Raw genomic sequence first — 18,865 nt, forward strand, 5'->3', positions numbered from 1 at the left:
GGCACCTGCCTGTTTATCAATAGACAGCAGGTGCCTAACAGGTCTAACCCGACGGGAGCCAATCCGTGAAAGACTTACTAAAGTTTCTGAAAGCGCAAACTAAAACCGAAGAGTTTGATGCGATCAAAATTGCTCTGGCATCGCCAGACATGATCCGTTCTTGGTCTTTTGGTGAAGTTAAGAAGCCAGAAACCATTAACTACCGTACGTTCAAACCAGAACGTGACGGCCTTTTCTGTGCCCGTATTTTCGGACCAGTAAAAGATTACGAATGCCTGTGCGGTAAGTACAAGCGTTTAAAACATCGCGGCGTGATCTGTGAGAAGTGCGGCGTTGAAGTGACCCAGACTAAAGTACGCCGTGAGCGTATGGGCCACATCGAACTGGCATCTCCAACTGCACACATCTGGTTCCTGAAATCGTTGCCATCGCGCATCGGTTTGCTGCTGGATATGCCACTGCGTGATATCGAACGTGTACTGTACTTCGAATCCTATGTGGTTATCGAGGGCGGTATGACCAACCTCGAAAAACGCCAGATCCTGACTGAAGAGCAGTATCTTGACGCGTTGGAAGAGTTTGGTGATGAATTTGACGCCAAGATGGGCGCAGAAGCTATCCAAGCCCTGTTGAAAAACATGGATCTGGAAGCTGAGTGCGAACAGCTGCGTGAAGAGTTGAATGAAACCAACTCCGAAACCAAGCGTAAGAAGCTGACCAAGCGTATCAAGCTGCTGGAAGCGTTCGTTCAATCTGGTAACAAGCCAGAGTGGATGATCCTGACCGTGCTGCCAGTACTGCCGCCAGACTTGCGTCCATTGGTTCCGTTGGACGGCGGTCGTTTCGCAACGTCAGATCTGAACGATCTGTATCGTCGCGTTATCAACCGTAACAACCGTCTGAAACGCCTGCTGGACTTGGCTGCGCCTGACATCATCGTACGTAACGAAAAACGTATGCTGCAAGAAGCGGTAGATGCTTTGCTGGATAACGGCCGTCGCGGTCGTGCTATCACCGGCTCTAACAAGCGTCCGCTGAAATCTCTGGCAGACATGATTAAAGGTAAACAAGGTCGTTTCCGTCAGAACTTGCTGGGTAAACGTGTCGACTACTCTGGTCGTTCCGTTATCACCGTAGGTCCATACCTGCGTCTGCACCAGTGTGGTCTGCCGAAGAAAATGGCTCTGGAACTGTTCAAACCGTTCATCTACGGCAAGCTGGAACTGCGTGGCCTCGCGACCACCATCAAAGCTGCTAAGAAAATGGTTGAGCGCGAAGAAGCTGTCGTTTGGGACATCCTGGACGAAGTTATCCGCGAACACCCGGTACTGCTGAACCGTGCACCAACCCTGCACCGTTTGGGTATCCAGGCGTTTGAACCGGTTCTGATCGAAGGTAAAGCAATCCAGCTGCACCCGCTGGTTTGTGCGGCATATAACGCCGACTTCGATGGTGACCAAATGGCTGTTCACGTACCGTTGACGCTGGAAGCCCAGCTGGAAGCGCGTGCGTTGATGATGTCTACCAACAACATCCTGTCACCAGCGAACGGCGAGCCAATCATCGTTCCTTCTCAGGACGTTGTATTGGGTCTGTACTACATGACCCGTGACTGTGTTAACGCCAAAGGCGAAGGCATGGTTCTGACTGGCCCTAAAGAAGCTGAGCGCATTTACCGCGCCGGTCTGGCTTCTCTGCATGCGCGTGTCAAAGTGCGTATTACAGAAGAAATCAAAAACACTGAAGGCGAGTCTGTACACCAAACGACCATTATCGATACTACGATTGGCCGTGCGATCCTGTGGATGATCGTACCTAAAGGTCTGCCGTTCTCTATCGTTAACCAGCCGTTGGGTAAAAAAGCTATCTCCAAAATGCTGAACACCTGTTACCGCATTTTGGGCCTGAAGCCGACCGTTATTTTTGCTGACCAGATCATGTACACCGGTTTTGCTTACGCTGCTCGTTCAGGCGCGTCAGTAGGTATCGATGACATGGTTATCCCTGCTAAGAAAGCAGAGATCATCGAAGAAGCAGAAACCGAAGTTGCTGAGATCCAGGAGCAGTTCCAGTCTGGTCTGGTAACCGCTGGCGAACGCTACAACAAAGTGATCGATATCTGGGCCGCAGCGAACGAACGTGTTGCTAAGGCAATGATGGAAAACTTGTCTGTTGAAGACGTCGTCAACCGTGACGGTGTTGTTGAGCAGCAGGTTTCCTTCAACAGCATCTTTATGATGGCCGACTCCGGTGCGCGTGGTTCCGCTGCACAGATTCGTCAGCTGGCCGGTATGCGTGGCCTGATGGCTAAGCCGGATGGTTCCATCATTGAAACGCCAATCACCGCGAACTTCCGTGAAGGTCTGAACGTACTCCAGTACTTCATCTCGACCCACGGTGCTCGTAAAGGTTTGGCGGATACAGCATTGAAAACTGCGAACTCCGGTTATCTGACCCGTCGTCTGGTTGACGTGGCACAGGACCTGGTAGTGACCGAAGACGACTGTGGTACTCACGAAGGCATCATGATGACTCCGGTCATCGAAGGTGGCGACGTTAAAGAACCACTGCGCGAACGCGTTCTGGGTCGTGTAACTGCTGAAGATATCCTTAAGCCGGGTACGGCGGATATTCTGGTTCCACGTAACACCCTGCTTCACGAGAAGACGTGTGATCTGTTAGAAGAGAACTCAGTCGACAGCGTGAAAGTACGTTCAGTCGTAAGCTGTGAAACCGATTTTGGTGTGTGTGCAAACTGCTACGGTCGCGACCTAGCACGTGGTCACATCATCAACAAAGGTGAAGCAGTAGGTGTTATCGCAGCACAGTCCATCGGTGAGCCGGGTACTCAGCTGACGATGCGTACGTTCCACATCGGTGGTGCGGCATCTCGTGCGGCAGCAGAATCCAGCATTCAGGTGAAAAACACCGGTACGATTAAGCTGAGCAACCACAAGCACGTTACTAACGCTAACGGCAAACTGGTTATCACTTCTCGTAACACCGAGCTGAAATTGATCGACGAATTTGGTCGTACCAAAGAAAGCTATAAAGTGCCTTACGGTTCCATCATGGGCAAAGGTGACGGTCAGGCAGTTAACGGCGGCGAAACCGTGGCTAACTGGGATCCGCACACCATGCCAGTAATCAGTGAAGTGGGCGGTTTCATTCGTTTCGCTGATATGGTTGATACCCAGACCATTACCCGTCAGACCGATGATTTGACTGGTTTGTCTTCACTGGTTGTTCTGGATTCTGCAGAGCGTACTGGTAGCGGTAAAGACCTGCGTCCGGCACTGAAAATTGTTGACGCCAAAGGCGACGACGTATTGATCCCAGGTACTGATATGCCTGCTCAATACTTCCTGCCAGGTAAAGCAATTGTACAGCTGGAAGATGGTACTCAGATTCACCCAGGTGACACCTTGGCGCGTATTCCTCAGGAATCCGGCGGTACCAAGGACATCACCGGTGGTCTGCCACGCGTTGCTGACTTGTTCGAAGCGCGTCGTCCGAAAGAGCCTGCAATCCTTGCTGAAATCAGCGGGATCATCTCCTTCGGTAAAGAGACCAAAGGCAAACGTCGTCTGGTAATTTCTCCGTTGGATGGCAGCGATGCTTACGAAGAAATGATCCCGAAATGGCGTCAGCTGAACGTGTTCGAAGGCGAAGTTGTGGAACGTGGTGACGTTGTATCTGACGGCCCAGAATCTCCACACGACATTCTGCGTTTACGTGGTGTTCATGCGGTTACCCGTTACATCACCAACGAAGTGCAGGAAGTTTACCGTCTGCAAGGCGTTAAGATTAACGATAAACACATCGAAGTTATCGTTCGTCAGATGTTGCGTAAAGGCACCATCGTTAGCGCTGGTGGCACCGACTTCCTGGAAGGCGAGCAGGCAGAAATGTCTCGCGTTAAAATCGCTAACCGTCAGTTGGAAGCTGAAGGCAAAATCACGGCAACTTACACCCGTGACCTGCTGGGTATCACCAAGGCATCCTTGGCGACCGAGTCCTTCATCTCCGCTGCATCGTTCCAGGAAACGACGCGCGTTCTTACCGAAGCCGCTGTTGCGGGTAAACGTGATGAACTGCGTGGCCTGAAAGAAAACGTCATCGTTGGCCGTCTGATCCCAGCCGGTACCGGTTACGCTTATCATCAGGATCGTGCTCGCCGTAAAGCACAGGGCGAAGTGCCTGTTGTTCCGCAGGTTAGCGCGGACGAAGCAACGGCTAACTTGGCTGAATTGCTGAACGCCGGTTTTGGTAACAACGACGAGTAATCGTTTTTGATAGCAGACTGCGTGAAAACCGCTCCTTCGGGGGCGGTTTTTTTTTGCCTATTGAAAGTGAAATCGTGAAGAAGAATTGGCGGGTGGCGGGGCAAAGAGGTTCCGCCCTCAACCGGGGATGAGGCCAGTTCAGGGCGGCATTTGGGAGGCGGAGCCGGGGTCGGTGGCTCCGGCCACGGCACGATTGTCGCGGCAAAGACACCTTATCCTCTGCCACTTTTATCGGCGAGGGCCAGTGTTCAGCCCGCCGATCCCTATTCAGATAATAGTTTTAGCTTTCAGCGAATCAGCATTTTGTTGCGAGGCGCGTCCAAGGAAACTGTCCCAATCTTTCCACACCGGCTGCAACCCAGCCAGTGTCAGGGCTTCGGCCACGCGTTTTGGCGAACGGTTATCGTGCGGAGCAAACTGCTCCAGCTCGGGATGGTCATCATCGGCATAGCCGCCGGGCTGAGTCTTAGATCCTGCGCTGACCGTGTTGATCGCCAGCGGCACCACGTGATCGCGAAAGTAAGGCGATTCACGCGTGGAAAGCGAAAGCTCGACATCCGGCGCAAATAGCCTGAAAGCGCAGATCAACTGCACCAGCTGATTCTCTTCAAGGATCGACGCGGGCTCTATGCCTCCCGCACAGGGGCGCAGACGTGGGAAAGCCACGGAGTAGCGCGTCTGCCAGTAAGTTTGTTGCAGATAGAACAAATGCTCCGCCACCATATAGCTGTCAGTGCGCCAGTTGTTGGAGAGGCCGAAAAGCGCGCCCAGTCCGATTTTATCCACACCTGCTCGGCCTAGCCTGTCCGGCGTTTCCAGCCGCCAGAAAAAGTCCTGCTTCTGCCCGCGCAGGTGATGCAAGGCGTAGGTCGGCGCATGATAAGTTTCCTGATACACCAGCACGCCGTCCAACCCCAGCGTTTTCAGCTCAGCATATTCATCCTGCGACAGCGGCTGGACCTCAATCATCAGGGAGTCGAATTTCTTGCGGATCGCCGGGATATGCTGGCGGAAGTAGTCCATGCCCACTTTGGTTTTATGCTCCCCCGTTACCAGCAGCAGGTGCTTGAAACCTAGAATGTTTAAGGCATCACACTCGCGGTCAATTTCCTCTTCATCCAAGGTTTTGCGCTTGATGCGGTTGCTCATCGAGAAGCCGCAGTAGGTGCATTCGTTGGCGCAAAGATTAGATAAGTAGAGCGGGGCGAAGAAATTCACCGTGTTGCCGAAGCGTTGACGGGTCAGCGCCTGCGCCTTTTGCGCCATCTGCTCGAGATAGGGCAGCGCGGCGGGGGAGATCAGCGCCATAAAGTCATCGCGGCTGATTTTCACCTTGCCGAGCGCACGTTCGACATCGCCAGCCGTTTTACTATTAATCCGCAGCGACAGGTCATCCCAGTCGAGGGTTTCCCAGACTTGCGTGAAAGTACTCATGATGCGGCACTCTCCGCCGAAGCAGACAGGAATCCGGTGAGCGGGCTGGAGGCCGACGCCGTGCGGTGTTTGCCGCCGAGGCCGCTGTGGCGGGCAAGCGTGCCAGCTTCTACCGCGAGTTTGAAAGCCTGCGCCATGGCGACAGGGTCGCCTGCGACGGCAATTGCCGTATTGACCAACACCGCGTCCGCGCCGATTTCCAAGGCATCCGCCGCCTGACTTGGCGTACCAATTCCAGCATCCACAATCACCGGCACGCGGGCCTGTTCGATGATGATTTGCAGGAACTCGCGGGTGAGTAAGCCCTGATTGGAGCCAATTGGCGCGCCGAGCGGCATGACCGCCGCGCAGCCCACTTCTTCTAAACGTTTGCACAACACCGGGTCTGCACCGCAGTAAGGCAGCACCACAAAGCCTTGTTTTACCAGTGTTTCTGCCGCTTTCAGGGTTTCTATGGCATCCGGCAGCAGGTATTTCACATCCGGGTGAATTTCCAGTTTCACCCAATGAGTGCCCAGCGCTTCTCGCGCCAGCTGGGCGGCGAAAATCGCCTCTTCAGCCGTTTTCGCCCCCGAGGTGTTCGGCAGCAGCTTGACGCCGAGCTTTTGCAGCGGCGCGAGAATATCGTCGCCGCCGCGGCGCAGGTCCACGCGCTTCATCGCCATGGTCACCAGCTGCGAGCCTGACGCGGCAAGGGCTTGCTGCATCAGCGACGCGCTGGCGAACTTTCCGGTTCCGATAAACAGGCGTGAGGTAAAAGTCGTATCAGCAATCTTTAACATGTCATCCTCCAGCGATGGCCTGAAACAGCAAGATATGGTCGCCGTCGGCCAACGGGTGCGAAGACCAGTTGTGGCGAGGAATAATCACCTGATTAACCGCCAGCGCGCTGCCCTCCAGCGAGTGATTCAGCTGTTCGAGCAGGTCCAGCAGGGTGAGAGGCGCGGCGAAATGGTGAAGTTCGTCATTAATCATCAGCTTCACGGTTTAGCTCCACATACCGCGCAGATGTCTGAGCGCGTGAGTTGGGCTGTCCGCCAGCTCTGCTGTTTGCCGTCGAATAGTCGTAACTTTCCGCTCAGCGAACTGCCGAGCCCGGCGATAATTTTCAAGGCTTCTAAGGCTTGCAGCGTGCCAATCACTCCGACTACCGGGCCGAGTACCCCGGCGGTGCGACAATTGCGCACCGGCGTGTGGTGGTCAGGGTAGAGGCAGGCATAGCAGCCGTGAGAATAAGGCGGTTCGAGCACCAATAGCTGGCCGCTGAAGCCCACCGCGCTGCCGCTAATCAAGGTTTTGTTATTCTCAACGCAGGCCTGATTGATGGCGTGGCGAGTGGCCATGTTGTCGCTGCAATCCAGTACCAGATCCGCAGCACGCACGGCCTCGGTGAGGGTTTCACCCTCCAGCCGCTGCTCGATTGCCACGATTTCACACTCCGGGTTCAGCCTGAGCAACTCGCGCTTGGCAACAGCCGCCTTGGGCTTGTCCACGTCGGCGCTGCGATAGATAACCTGCCGCTGCAAATTCGAAATATGCAGTGAGTCGTCATCCGCCAGCGTCAGTTTGCCGACGCCAGCCGCCGCAAGGTAGAGCGAGGCGGGAGAGCCTAGCCCGCCAAGGCCGACAATCAGCACCTTGGCGGCGTCTATTTTCTCCTGCCCGTCGGGACCAAACTCCTCGAGCAGCAGCTGGCGGCTGTAACGCATAAATGATTGATCATTGAGCATTATCTGCCTCTTCACTGGCGCAGAGAGCCAGAAGTTCCGCCGTCGCCTTGCGCCAGTCCGCCGCCTGCGTAATGGCGCTGACCACCGCGATGCTGCCGACACCGGTGGCTAACACCGACGGCGCTTTGTCGATGCTGATACCGCCAATCGCCACGGTCGGGAAGCTACCGTCGAGCTGCTTGATGTGACGCTCCAGCTCTTGCAATCCCTGCGGCGCGGAAGGCATCTCTTTGGTTTGCGTCGGGAAAATATGGCCGAGGGCGATATAAGAAGGCTTCACTGCCACCGCGCGCGCCAGCTCGGCATCGTCGTGAGTTGAAACGCCCAGACGTAGCCCGGCGGCGTGAATTGCCGCAAGGTCGGCAGTATCGAGATCTTCCTGCCCGAGATGCACGCCGTAGGCCCGATGCTTCACCGCCAGACGCCAATAGTCATTAATAAACAGCTGCGCCTGATGCTGATGCCCCAAGGCAATGGACTGAATGATGGCCGGTTCGACCTCCTCGTCGGGCAGGTCTTTGACACGCAACTGAATAGTTTTAACGCCTGCCTCCAGCAGGCGGGCGATCCATTCAACGCTGTCTACCACCGGGTATAGTCCCAGACGGAAAGGGGCGGCGGGGAAGGCGTGGGTTATCGCGCTCATTTGCCGGCCTCCGCGCTGAAGCTGTCGGCCGGGTGGTAAAGCTCGCTGCCGCGTGAACGGAACTCAGAGGACATTTGCGCCATGCCGGTTTGCACAATCTCGATAGGCTGTGCCTGAGTTTCCAAGGTGGCCGCGTAATCGCGCACTTCTTGGGTAATTTTCATCGAGCAGAATTTCGGACCGCACATTGAGCAGAAGTGAGCGACTTTGCCTGACTCCTGCGGCAGGGTTTCGTCGTGGTAAGCCCGTGCCGTAGCCGGATCGAGAGCCAAATTGAACTGATCTTCCCAGCGGAATTCAAAACGCGCCTTGGACATGGCGTTATCGCGGATCTGCGCGCCCGGATGGCCTTTCGCCAGATCCGCCGCGTGGGCGGCAATCTTGTAGGTGATCAACCCCTGCTTCACGTCCTCTTTGTTCGGCAGGCCGAGGTGCTCTTTCGGCGTGACGTAACACAGCATGGCGCAGCCGAACCAGCCGATCATCGCCGCCCCGATACCCGAGGTGAAGTGGTCATAGCCCGGCGCAATGTCGGTGGTCAGTGGCCCCAGCGTGTAGAACGGCGCCTCGTGGCAGTGCTCCAGCTCTTCAGTCATGTTGCGGCGGATCATCTGCATTGGCACGTGGCCCGGCCCTTCAATCATCACCTGAACATCATATTCCCAAGCGATTTTGGTCAGCTCACCCAAGGTGCGCAGCTCGGCGAACTGGGCTTCGTCATTGGCATCTTGAATAGAACCCGGACGCAGGCCGTCACCCAGCGACAGGGAGACGTCATAGGCGGCGCAGATTTCACAAATTTCGCGGAAATGCTCAAACAGGAAGCTCTCTTTATGGTGCGACAGGCACCATTTCGCCATGATTGAGCCGCCGCGCGACACAATGCCGGTCAGGCGTTTGGCGGTCATCGGCACGTAGCGCAGCAGCACGCCCGCGTGGATGGTGAAGTAGTCAACGCCTTGCTCCGCCTGCTCCAGCAGGGTGTCGCGGAACATTTCCCAGTTCAGGTCTTCGGCAATACCGTTCACTTTTTCCAAGGCTTGGTAAATTGGCACAGTGCCAATAGGCACCGGGCTGTTACGCAAAATCCATTCGCGGGTTTCGTGGATATAGCGGCCAGTGGACAAGTCCATCACGGTATCCGCGCCCCAGCGGGTAGACCACACCAGCTTTTCCACTTCCTCTTCGATAGAGGAGGTCACCGCCGAGTTGCCGATATTGGCATTCACTTTCACCAAGAAGTTACGGCCGATAATCATCGGTTCGGATTCTGGATGGTTGATGTTGGCGGGGATAATCGCCCGGCCAGCGGCCACTTCCTGACGCACAAATTCCGGCGTGATATTGGCAGGCAGGTGAGCACCAAAGCTCTCGCCCGGATGCTGCTGGCGCAGCACTTCACCGCGAATTCGCTCGCGGCCCATGTTTTCGCGGATGGCGATGAACTCCATCTCAGGGGTGATTATCCCCTTGCGGGCATAGTGCAGCTGGGTGACGTTTTTACCGGCCAGTGCCTTGCGCGGGCGAGGCAGATGCTCGAAGCGCAAGTGGTCCAGCCCGTCATCGGCCAGACGCTGCTGGGTAAAGCCAGAACTCACCTGCGGCAGCTCTTCGGTATCGTTGCGCGAAGCAATCCAGCCTGCGCGCAGCTTCTCCAGACCGGCGTGGACATCAATCGACGCCTCTGGGTCGCCATATGGCCCGGCGGTGTCATACACCGGAATGGCCTCATTTTCCTCATAGCGCGGGTTGTCTTTGGTGCCGCTGATGAGCGTCGGGCTGAGTTGGATCTCACGCATCGGCACGCGCACGTCGGCGCGCTCGCCTTGCAGATAAATACGCTTGGAGTTTGGGAAGGCGACGCCTTGCAGGCTGTCGATAAAGTCTTGGGCTTCGGCGCGCTGCTCGCGACGGTTTACGGGCTTTTTAGGGGTGTTTAACTGAGTGCTCGACATAGCAAATTCCTCGTGTTTTTCATGATAAAAAACGTAACGTGATGGAAAATTGCTTGTCTGGAGGTTTACGGCAGGAGTAAAAACGGTCGATTTAGCCGCCAAAGGCCGTGGCGATGCAGGGCCGAAATGAGGCTAAACGCATGACATTACTCTTGTTCCCTTCGCGGGTATTAACCCGATCAGGTTCCGCGGATCCCGAATTAACGGTCTCAGCCTGGCGTAACGTCCGTGAGGAACATCATGCGCTAGGCACTCCGACAAGAAGCCCCAATATAGGGGGCCGAAAAATAAACTACAACCCGGATAGGGTTATTTAATGCGGAAAAATGTTAATCAGATGTTTTGAAATTAGGCTGGGCGCTCGAGCACCTGATCGTTTGCAACGGGTGGTAACACATCTTGTGAGGGTTCGAAGGCTAAAGTAATTAGCTGATCTTCAAGGACAAAACGCGCATCCAAGGCTTCGCCGATATCGGAAAGCGCATAATGGAAAGCAAAGGCGTTGTCATCGGTGATATCTGTTTCAGTATAACTGTCATGGAAAGCCATGATAGCTTCGGTGTTCAGTTCGAGGGCAGGATAGATTTTCGACGCGACTAGCTGTTTTGGGCTGTCGATGCCTTCAACTTCATCGATAATACGGTGGTAAAGATGGAAATGGCCGGCTGAAAGATAATCCACCAAATTATGGCAAAAGTTATCCAGCGCTTTTTCGTTTAGCGGGGTATGCTTTTCTTTGTTAGGTTTCAGGCCAACAAGCGTGCAGTAGGAGACTAAGAGTTCTTTACGCGCGTGAAGCCATTGATCGATTAACTCGTTACTGCCACCAACGCGTTGGGTCAGTCTTTCCAGACGATTTAGCATGGTTGACTCCGTGAGCGAGAGAAAAGTAACCAAAATGTTAAAGGTTACTAATATTTAACTTCCGAAAACCAGATTGTCAGTCTCGTCGAGGTTATGCAACAACAATATGGAATTACAGATAACAGACCAACATAACGGCTGGTGGGTGATCAGCCACGAGGGCAAGCTATGGCTGCCACAGGGAGAATTACCTTTTGGTGATGCGTCGCAATTCTCGCTGATTGGCAAAATTGGCCGACAAATTGGCGAATGGCAAGGCGCGCCGGTTTGGCTGGTTCGTCAGGCGATGGACAACAATATGTTCTCCGCGCGCCAACTGCTGGATCAGGATAAAGGCTTATTCCAGCTGGTGGGGCGCGGCGTACAGCTCGCCGAGTTCTACCGTTCGCATAAGTTTTGCGGTTACTGCGGCCATGAAATGCAGGTCAGCAAAACCGAGTGGGCCGCCCTGTGCAGCCACTGCCGTGAGCGCTATTACCCGCAAATCGCCCCCTGCATTATCGTCGCTATTCGCAAAGGTGAAGAGATTTTGCTGGCGCAGCATGTTCGTCACCGCAATGGCATCCACACTGTGCTGGCCGGGTTTGTCGAAGTCGGCGAAACGCTGGAAGAGACCGTGGCCCGCGAAGTGATGGAAGAGAGCAATGTGCGCGTCAAAAACGTGCGCTATGTTAGCTCCCAGCCGTGGCCTTTCCCGAACTCGCTGATGATGGCCTTTATGGCGGAATACGACGGCGGCGACATCAAGCACGACCCGAAAGAGCTGCTTAGCGCCGGGTGGTATCGCTTCGACGCCTTACCGCAGCTGCCGCCAGTCGGCACCATCGCCCGCCGACTGATTGAAGATACTGTCGTGCTATGCCGCGCCGAGCGCGACGGCGATGCCGAATAGCAGGCATGCTACAATGCCGCCCAGTTGAATGCCGTGCGGCCAAGATTATTGAAGGAATGAGTAACAATGAGTGAGTTGAAGAACGATCGCTACCTGCGCGCTTTACTGCGTCAGCCCGTTGATGTGACCCCGGTGTGGATGATGCGTCAGGCCGGGCGCTATTTGCCAGAATACAAAGAGACTCGCGCGCAGGCCGGGGATTTTATGTCGCTGTGCAAAAACGCCGAGCTGGCGTGTGAAGTGACGCTACAGCCCCTGCGCCGCTATGCGCTGGATGCGGCGATCCTGTTCTCCGATATTCTGACTATTCCTGATGCGATGGGCCTTGGGCTGTATTTCGAGACTGGCGAAGGCCCGCGTTTCACCTCTCCGCTGACCTGCCGCGCTGACGTTGAAAAGCTGCCAATCCCTGATCCAGAGATGGAATTGGGCTATGTGATGAATGCCGTGCGCACCATTCGCAAAAACCTGAAAGGCGAAGTGCCGCTGATTGGCTTCTCCGGCAGCCCGTGGACGCTGGCGACCTATATGGTTGAAGGCGGCAGCAGCAAAGTCTTCACCAAACTGAAAAAGATGATGTATGCCGAACCGGCAACTCTGCACCTGCTGCTGGATAAGTTGGCGGACAGCGTCATTTTGTATCTCAACGCACAAATCAAAGCCGGTGCTCAGTCGGTAATGGTGTTCGACACCTGGGGCGGCGTGCTGACCCCTCGCGATTACCGCGAATTCTCCCTGAACTATATGCATAAAATCGTTGATGGCCTGATCCGTGAACACGACGGACACCGCGTGCCGGTAACCCTGTTCACCAAAGGCGGCGGGCAGTGGCTCGAAGCGATGGCTGCCACCGGCTGTGACGCCTTGGGCTTAGACTGGACCACGGACATTGCCGACGCGCGCCGCCGCGTGGGCGACAAAGTTGCTCTGCAAGGTAACATGGACCCGTCTATGCTTTACGCTACCCCTGCGCGCATTGAGCAGGAAGTCGAAACGATTTTATCTGGTTTCGGCAGCGGTAATGGTCACGTCTTCAACCTCGGACATGGCATTCATCAGGACGTTCCGCCTGAGAATGCGGGCGTCTTCGTGGAGGCCGTGCACAACTTATCGCGCCGTTTCCACCAGTAAGCGCTTATAAGGTAAAGGAATGATTGATACTCGGGTTTTACGGGAAGAGCAGAGGGTGCTGGCGGACAACATTGTCCTTCAGGACCCGGACGATTTTCAGACGCCGCGCTTTATTGCCGGTGCTGACGTAGGATTCGAGCAGGGGGGCGAGGTGACGCGGGCGGCGATTGCTATCCTGAGTTATCCCTCCCTTGAGCTGGTCGAATACCAGATTGCCCGCATACCGACCACCATGCCCTATATCCCCGGCTTTCTCTCTTTCCGTGAGCTGCCAGCCCTGATGCAGGCCTGGCAGCAGCTCAAGCAGCTTCCCGACTTAGTGCTGGTGGACGGTCAGGGCATTGCGCATCCAAGACGTTTGGGCGTCGCCAGCCATTTTGGCTTGATGATTGACGTGCCAACCATTGGCGTGGCGAAAAGCCGCCTGTTTGGCAAGTTCCTGCCCTTAGAAGATGCTCTACACAGCCGACAGTCGCTGTATGACCGCGACGAACAAATTGGCTGGGTGTGGCGCAGTAAACTACGCTGTAACCCATTGTTCATTTCGCCCGGTAATCACATCAGCATAGAATCTGCTTTTTTCTGGGTGGAACAATGCATGCGGGGTTATCGGCTCCCTGAACCTACCCGTTGGGCCGACGCCGTCGCCTCAAATCGGGTAGCATTTCAGCGCTGGCAACGCCTGAGCGGGAATCTTTAGGAATCAAGGCATAGGGATCTGCAATCATTTCAGGTAAACTCCTGCGCAGAAAAAGTTAATGAGAACCAACCATGTTACGTAATCCGATACATTTACGTCTGGAGAAGCTAGAAAGCTGGCAGCACCTGACGTTTATGGCGAGCCTTTGTGAGCGCATGTATCCCAACTATCAGATGTTTTGTCTGCAATCCGGGTTCGGCGAACCACAGCTGTACCGTCGTATCTTGGATTTGGTTTGGGAAACGCTGGTCGTCAAGGACGCCAAAGTCAATTTTGACACCCAGCTAGAGAAGTTAGAGGAGGCGGTGCCTTCTGCTGAAGACTACGATATTTACGGCGTTTACCCAGCAATTGACGCCTGTATCGCATTAGGTGAACTGATCCACTCGCGACTCAGCGGTGAGACGCTCTCGCATGCGATTGCTGTCAGTGAAACATCGATTCGCACTGTTGCCATGCTTGAGATGACTCAGGCGGGCAAAGAAATGACCGATGAAGAGCTGAAAGTTATCCCTGCTGTTGAGGAAGAATGGGACATCCAATGGGAGATTTTCCGCCTGTTGGCTGACTGTGAAGAGCGTGACCTTGAATTAATAAAAGGGTTACGTTCTGACCTGCGTGAAGCCGCCGTGAGTAACATTGGCATAAATTTAGCGCAATAAGGCAAGAAAACGTGATTTAACGCCTGATTTGTCGTGCCTTAAGGCTTCACATCCGCACCCTGTCTGGTCTACATTTGGGGTGCGTAAAAAAAGTGGCTATCGGTGCGTGTATGCAGGAGGGTGCTGTCAATCGGCATATCCGTCGCACTCGATGCTTTGCAAACGATAAACACACTGTAAAGGATAACTTATGAACAAGACTCAACTGATTGATGTAATTGCGGACAAAGCTGATCTTTCCAAAGCACAGGCCAAAGTTGCTCTTGAATCTACACTGTCTGCTATTACCGAGTCTCTGAAAGAAGGTGATGCTGTACAATTGGTTGGTTTCGGGACTTTCAAGGTAAATCATCGTAACGAGCGTACTGGTCGTAACCCACAGACTGGTAAAGAAATCAAAATCGCAGCTGCCAACGTGCCTGCGTTCGTTTCTGGTAAAGCTCTGAAAGACGCTGTTAAGTAATTGCTTGCAGTGAAAAGAATAAGCGAGGGGGCGGCTAAGCGGCCCCTTTTGTTTATCACCTCCAAACTGGCTGCCGCTTTGCTGGTACTCGGTTTGGTGGGTTGCAGTTCCAAAGACACCACGCCGCTGTTCAGCGCCAGTGGTTATGTCGCTGACCAAGGCATTAATCGCCTGTGGCGTCGCGACAACGCCGACCACCAACCTCAGACTATCGTCAACGTGTACAGCCCCTACTATGGTGGTGACACGGTGATCACGCGCTATGAATACCAGCAAGGCCAACTGCACCTGATGCGCGAAACCCACGCCACCAAGACCGATCTTGGCGTCATGCTGCGTTTCGACAATGAAGGCCACGTCAGCTTTATGCAAAGGCAGCTCCCCGAGCGCCGCGAAAGACTCTCCTCGGATGATATAGAGCTGTACAAATATAAAGCCGCCAAGCTGCTCGACCTGAGCAACACGCTGCGCGCCGGCAATGTTCAGCTGATTCAGGGGCAGTGGAAGCAAGGCAATATCACCTCTTGCGCGGGCCAGCCCGTGACTCTTAGCCTTAGCGTTCGTTCGCAAGTGTGGCTAGCCAAGCGCGCCGCGCAGGCCAATGACCACCTTGGGTTAGCTTGGCTGAGTGCGCCAGAAGGGGATGAACTGCTGCTGGTGGCTAATGAAGATTTCTGTAAGTGGGAACCGAAAGAGTCCGACTTATAAGCCAAGAGACTTGGCGAAAGCGTTATAAATAAGAAAGGCACGCCGAAGCGTGCCTTTTGTCATTCTGGGACAGGGGTTACTGGTCTTGCTCGCGAGCAATGGCGCGGTAACCGATATCTTTGCGGCAGAAGCTGCCTTCCCAACTGATATCTTTCGCCAACTGGTAAGCGCGTAACTGCGCGGCGGCAACCGTTTTGCCCAGTGCAGTAACACAGAGCACGCGGCCACCGTTGGTCACTACGCGTTCGCTTTGCAGACGAGTCCCGGCGTGGAACACTTTACCGTCCGGCACTTCTTCCAGCGGCAGGCCGTGGATCGGCTGACCATTGTGGTAATCGCCCGGATATCCGCCCGCAGCCAGAACCACGCCAAGAGCAGGGCGCGGATCCCATTCTGAGGTCACTTCGTCCAGACGGCCTTCAGCCCCGGCGAGGCACAGCTCCACCAAGTCAGAACGCAGACGCAGCATGATTGGCTGAGTCTCCGGGTCGCCGAAGCGGCAGTTGAACTCAATCACTTTAGGCTGGCCGTCGGCAGAAATCATCAGGCCTGCATACAGGAAGCCAGTATAGGTGTTGTTCTCAGCCGCCATGCCGCGCACGGTTGGCCAGATAACCTGATCCATCACGCGCTGGTGGATCTCATCCGTCACCACCGGAGCCGGTGAATAGGCGCCCATGCCGCCAGTGTTCGGGCCGGTATCGCCATCGCCGACGCGCTTGTGGTCTTGGCTGGTGGCCATCGGTAGCACATTTTTGCCGTCAACCATGACGATAAAGCTGGCTTCTTCGCCGTCGAGGAACTCTTCGATAACGATTCTATGCCCGGCGTCGCCAAAGGCATTTCCCGCCAGCATGTCGTTAACGGCGGCTTCCGCCTCTTCCAACGTCATGGCGACAATCACGCCTTTACCTGCGGCAAGGCCGTCGGCTTTGATGACGATTGGCGCGCCTTTGCTGCGCAGGTAGGCCAGCGCTGGCTCAACTTCAGTAAAGTTCTGATAATCCGCGCTTGGGATCTTGTGGCGTGCTAAGAAATCTTTGGTGAAGGCTTTTGAACCTTCAAGCTGGGCCGCTTCTTGTGTCGGGCCGAAGATTTTCAAACCGGCTGCACGGAAAGCATCTACCACACCGATAACCAGTGGCGCTTCTGGTCCAACGATTGTCAGACCAATATTGTGGCTCTGGGCGAAGGCCAGCAGGCCAGCAACGTCGGTGGCGGCGATGTCCACATTCTCAAGCAGAGGCTCTAACGCCGTGCCCGCATTGCCTGGAGCAACATAGACTTTATCCGCCAGCGGAGACTGGGAGGCTTTCCACGCTAAAGCGTGTTCACGCCCGCCGTTACCAATAATTAAAATATTCATGAGAAGCTCCGGGTGAGCGGGCTGAGACAGCCCGCTGAAAAATGAGTCGTGGTCTATGAATTAATGGCGGAAATGACGCATGTCGGTGAACAGCATCGCGATACCGTGCTCGTTCGCCGCGGCGATAACTTCATCATCACGAATAGAACCGCCCGGCTGGATCACGCAGGTAATGCCCACGGCCGCGGCGGCATCAATACCATCGCGGAACGGGAAGAAGGCGTCGGACGCCATGACGGAGCCCGCCACTTCTAAGCCTTCATCACCGGCTTTGATTCCGGCAATTTTCGCCGAGTAGACGCGGCTCATCTGGCCTGCACCAATGCCGATGGTCATTTTGTCGCGAGCATAAACAATGGCGTTGGATTTAACGAATTTCGCCACTTTCCAGCAGAACAGGGCATCTGACAGCTCTTGCTCAGTCGGATGGCGGGAAGAGACTACGCGCAGGTCCGACGCTTCCACCATACCCAAATCGCGGTCTTGCACTAACAGGCCGCCATTAACGCGTTTGAAGTCCAGCGCGTTTTCGCGAGCTTGCCACTGTCCGCAGGTCAAAACGCGAACGTTCTGTTTAGCCGCGGTCAGGGCCAGTGCTTCTTCACTGACGGAAGGGGCGATGATCACTTCCACAAACTGGCGGCTGATGATGGCTTTTGCGGTATCTGCATCCAACTCGCGGTTGAAAGCGATAATGCCGCCGAAAGCGGAAGTTGGGTCAGTTTTGTAGGCGCGCTCATAGGCTGCCAGAATCGAATCGCCGATCGCCACGCCACAAGGGTTGGCGTGCTTAACAATGACGCAAGCCGGTTCAGCGAACTCTTTCACGCATTCCAGAGCGGCGTCGGTATCAGCGATGTTGTTGTAAGAGAGCGCTTTGCCTTGCAGTTGCTGTGAAGTCGCGACCGAAGCTTCGGTAACATTCTCTTCTATATAGAAGGCAGCGTTTTGATGGCTGTTCTCGCCATAACGCATATCTTGCTTCTTGATGTAGCTCAGATTGAGGGTGCGTGGGAACTGGCCGGAAGGCTTGTCGGTTTCGCCGTGGTAAGCCGGAACCATAGTACCGAAGTAGTTGGCAATCATGCCGTCGTAAGCCGCGGTGTGCTCAAAGGCTTTAATCGCCAGGTTGAAACGGGTTTCCAGTGTCAGGGAACCGTTGTTGTTATCCAGCTCTTCTATAATAGAAGCGAAGTCGCCGTTCTTAACCACAATCGCCACGTCTTTATGGTTCTTCGCCGCTGAGCGAACCATGGTTGGGCCACCGATATCAATATTCTCAACCGCGTCTTCCAGAGAGCAGTCCGGGCGCGCAACGGTTTGAGCAAACGGGTAAAGGTTGACGACCACCATATCAATAGGAGCAATGGCGTGCTGCGCCATGATCTCATCGTCTTTGCCTCGGCGACCTAAAATCCCGCCATGCACTTTCGGGTGCAAGGTTTTGACGCGTCCATCCATCATCTCCGGGAACCCGGTGTAGTCAGAAACTTCGGTCACCGGCAGGCCTGCATCAGCAAGTAAGCGAGCAGTTCCGCCTGTAGAGAGCAATTCCACGCCGCGTTGTACTAAAGCTTCGGCGAATTCTACGATACCGGCCTTATCAGAAACGCTGAGAAGGGCACGGCGGATTGGACGAGGTTGTAACATGGTGGTTATTTCCTTGGCTTTGAAGTCGCAGTAAAGAGTGTTATCTGAGTTCAAGGGGCGCTTTCTTCTCTTTATATAGAGCAATTTTGAGAAAAGAGCGGCTTTGCACTGAGATAACTGTCCTTCTGCATCTCATTTTTCTTCGTTGCTACCTGAATGAAGGTAAAAACAGACGTGCGAAATTGTAGCGAAAACGATTGCGCGGCGCTCGTAAAATTTGAGCAAGATGTTGCTCTGTGGATAAGTTTGTGTAAAACACGGTATAAGCGGTGTATTTGCTGTGGAATGCAGCAAACAGTGATTTTTCTTAAAATTAGCCCTTGCGGCCTGCTCAGAACTCCCTATAATGCCGCTCCATCGACAGGGAACAACGTGAAT

16 protein-coding genes and 1 riboswitch are annotated in these 18,865 nt (G+C 54.6%); of the genes, 7 read left to right on the forward strand and 9 right to left on the reverse strand.

What is annotated here, in order from left to right:
* The first annotated feature begins 65 nt into the window (after window positions 1–65).
* Window positions 66–4,286: a DNA-directed RNA polymerase subunit beta' gene (gene rpoC / locus GEAM_RS19615; protein WP_034795012.1), complete on the forward strand. Its 4,221-nt coding sequence runs from the start codon at window positions 66–68 to the stop codon at window positions 4,284–4,286.
* Window positions 4,287–4,553: 267 nt separating this feature from the next.
* On the opposite strand, the gene thiH is transcribed toward rpoC, so the two are convergent.
* The 7 genes from thiH to GEAM_RS19650 form a co-directional block, all read right to left on the reverse strand.
* On the reverse strand, window positions 4,554–5,720 hold the full coding sequence (gene thiH, locus GEAM_RS19620) for a 2-iminoacetate synthase ThiH (protein WP_034795015.1): 1,167 nt from the start codon (window positions 5,718–5,720) through the stop codon (window positions 4,554–4,556).
* Window positions 5,717–6,502: a thiazole synthase gene (locus GEAM_RS19625; RefSeq protein WP_034795017.1), complete on the reverse strand. Its 786-nt coding sequence runs from the start codon at window positions 6,500–6,502 to the stop codon at window positions 5,717–5,719. Before GEAM_RS19625 ends, thiH begins: the two co-directional genes overlap by 4 nt.
* A gap of 1 nt (window position 6,503) precedes the next feature.
* Window positions 6,504–6,704 carry a sulfur carrier protein ThiS gene (thiS, locus tag GEAM_RS19630; RefSeq protein WP_034795019.1) on the reverse strand — a complete coding sequence of 67 codons (201 nt, stop codon included), beginning with the start codon at window positions 6,702–6,704 and terminating at the stop codon, window positions 6,504–6,506.
* Complete coding sequence (locus GEAM_RS19635; protein ID WP_034795024.1) at window positions 6,701–7,450, reverse strand: HesA/MoeB/ThiF family protein; 750 nt, start codon at window positions 7,448–7,450, stop codon at window positions 6,701–6,703. Before GEAM_RS19635 ends, thiS begins: the two co-directional genes overlap by 4 nt.
* Window positions 7,440–8,096, reverse strand: a complete 657-nt coding sequence (thiE, locus tag GEAM_RS19640; RefSeq protein WP_034795026.1) for a thiamine phosphate synthase — start codon at window positions 8,094–8,096, stop codon at window positions 7,440–7,442. Before thiE ends, GEAM_RS19635 begins: the two co-directional genes overlap by 11 nt.
* A complete protein-coding gene (thiC, locus tag GEAM_RS19645) occupies window positions 8,093–10,051 on the reverse strand; it encodes a phosphomethylpyrimidine synthase ThiC (protein ID WP_034795028.1) in 1,959 nt (652 codons plus the stop codon). The genes thiE and thiC overlap by 4 nt, the downstream gene beginning before the upstream one ends.
* Before the next feature lie 139 nt (window positions 10,052–10,190).
* A riboswitch (TPP riboswitch) is annotated at window positions 10,191–10,318 on the reverse strand.
* 81 nt (window positions 10,319–10,399) lie between these two features.
* Window positions 10,400–10,915 (reverse strand): Rsd/AlgQ family anti-sigma factor, encoded by a 516-nt coding sequence (locus tag GEAM_RS19650; RefSeq protein WP_034795030.1) that lies wholly within the window; start codon window positions 10,913–10,915, stop codon window positions 10,400–10,402.
* Window positions 10,916–11,021: 106 nt separating this feature from the next.
* Here GEAM_RS19650 and nudC point away from each other — a divergent pair, with 106 nt between their 5' ends.
* From nudC to GEAM_RS19680, 6 genes are all read left to right on the forward strand, one after another.
* Complete coding sequence (gene nudC / locus GEAM_RS19655) at window positions 11,022–11,807, forward strand: NAD(+) diphosphatase (RefSeq protein WP_034795031.1); 786 nt, start codon at window positions 11,022–11,024, stop codon at window positions 11,805–11,807.
* Between the two features lie 66 nt (window positions 11,808–11,873).
* Window positions 11,874–12,938, forward strand: a complete 1,065-nt coding sequence (gene hemE / locus GEAM_RS19660; RefSeq protein ID WP_034795034.1) for a uroporphyrinogen decarboxylase — start codon at window positions 11,874–11,876, stop codon at window positions 12,936–12,938.
* 19 nt (window positions 12,939–12,957) lie between these two features.
* The gene (gene nfi / locus GEAM_RS19665; RefSeq protein ID WP_034795036.1) at window positions 12,958–13,638 is read left to right on the forward strand and encodes a deoxyribonuclease V; all 681 of its coding nucleotides are present in this window, start codon (window positions 12,958–12,960) and stop codon (window positions 13,636–13,638) included.
* Window positions 13,639–13,709: 71 nt separating this feature from the next.
* A complete protein-coding gene (locus GEAM_RS19670; protein WP_034795037.1) occupies window positions 13,710–14,300 on the forward strand; it encodes a YjaG family protein in 591 nt (196 codons plus the stop codon).
* A 190-nt stretch (window positions 14,301–14,490) separates the two neighbouring features.
* Window positions 14,491–14,763: a nucleoid-associated protein HU-alpha gene (gene hupA, locus GEAM_RS19675; protein ID WP_013577396.1), complete on the forward strand. Its 273-nt coding sequence runs from the start codon at window positions 14,491–14,493 to the stop codon at window positions 14,761–14,763.
* Between the two features lie 48 nt (window positions 14,764–14,811).
* The gene (locus GEAM_RS19680; RefSeq protein WP_229333888.1) at window positions 14,812–15,471 is read left to right on the forward strand and encodes a DUF1481 domain-containing protein; all 660 of its coding nucleotides are present in this window, start codon (window positions 14,812–14,814) and stop codon (window positions 15,469–15,471) included.
* A 76-nt stretch (window positions 15,472–15,547) separates the two neighbouring features.
* On the opposite strand, the gene purD is transcribed toward GEAM_RS19680, so the two are convergent.
* Complete coding sequence (purD, locus tag GEAM_RS19685; RefSeq protein WP_034795039.1) at window positions 15,548–16,837, reverse strand: phosphoribosylamine--glycine ligase; 1,290 nt, start codon at window positions 16,835–16,837, stop codon at window positions 15,548–15,550.
* A gap of 60 nt (window positions 16,838–16,897) precedes the next feature.
* The gene (gene purH / locus GEAM_RS19690) at window positions 16,898–18,487 is read right to left on the reverse strand and encodes a bifunctional phosphoribosylaminoimidazolecarboxamide formyltransferase/IMP cyclohydrolase (protein WP_034795041.1); all 1,590 of its coding nucleotides are present in this window, start codon (window positions 18,485–18,487) and stop codon (window positions 16,898–16,900) included.
* Between the last annotated feature and the right edge of the window lie 378 nt (window positions 18,488–18,865).

It is taken from the genome of Ewingella americana ATCC 33852 (assembly GCF_000735345.1).
In the GTDB taxonomy this organism is placed as follows: domain Bacteria; phylum Pseudomonadota; class Gammaproteobacteria; order Enterobacterales; family Enterobacteriaceae; genus Ewingella; species Ewingella americana.

Coding starts and splice junctions, on each gene's coding strand:
- hemE (WP_034795034.1), top strand. CDS start 11,874: ATGAGTGAGTTGAAGAACGATCGCTACCTGCGCGCTTTACTGCGTCAG.
- thiE (WP_034795026.1), bottom strand. CDS start 8,096: ATGAGCGCGATAACCCACGCCTTCCCCGCCGCCCCTTTCCGTCTGGGA.
- nfi (WP_034795036.1), top strand. CDS start 12,958: ATGATTGATACTCGGGTTTTACGGGAAGAGCAGAGGGTGCTGGCGGAC.
- nudC (WP_034795031.1), top strand. CDS start 11,022: ATGGAATTACAGATAACAGACCAACATAACGGCTGGTGGGTGATCAGC.
- thiH (WP_034795015.1), bottom strand. CDS start 5,720: ATGAGTACTTTCACGCAAGTCTGGGAAACCCTCGACTGGGATGACCTG.
- purD (WP_034795039.1), bottom strand. CDS start 16,837: ATGAATATTTTAATTATTGGTAACGGCGGGCGTGAACACGCTTTAGCG.
- thiC (WP_034795028.1), bottom strand. CDS start 10,051: ATGTCGAGCACTCAGTTAAACACCCCTAAAAAGCCCGTAAACCGTCGC.
- purH (WP_034795041.1), bottom strand. CDS start 18,487: ATGTTACAACCTCGTCCAATCCGCCGTGCCCTTCTCAGCGTTTCTGAT.
- GEAM_RS19670 (WP_034795037.1), top strand. CDS start 13,710: ATGTTACGTAATCCGATACATTTACGTCTGGAGAAGCTAGAAAGCTGG.
- hupA (WP_013577396.1), top strand. CDS start 14,491: ATGAACAAGACTCAACTGATTGATGTAATTGCGGACAAAGCTGATCTT.
- GEAM_RS19625 (WP_034795017.1), bottom strand. CDS start 6,502: ATGTTAAAGATTGCTGATACGACTTTTACCTCACGCCTGTTTATCGGA.
- GEAM_RS19635 (WP_034795024.1), bottom strand. CDS start 7,450: ATGCTCAATGATCAATCATTTATGCGTTACAGCCGCCAGCTGCTGCTC.
- GEAM_RS19650 (WP_034795030.1), bottom strand. CDS start 10,915: ATGCTAAATCGTCTGGAAAGACTGACCCAACGCGTTGGTGGCAGTAAC.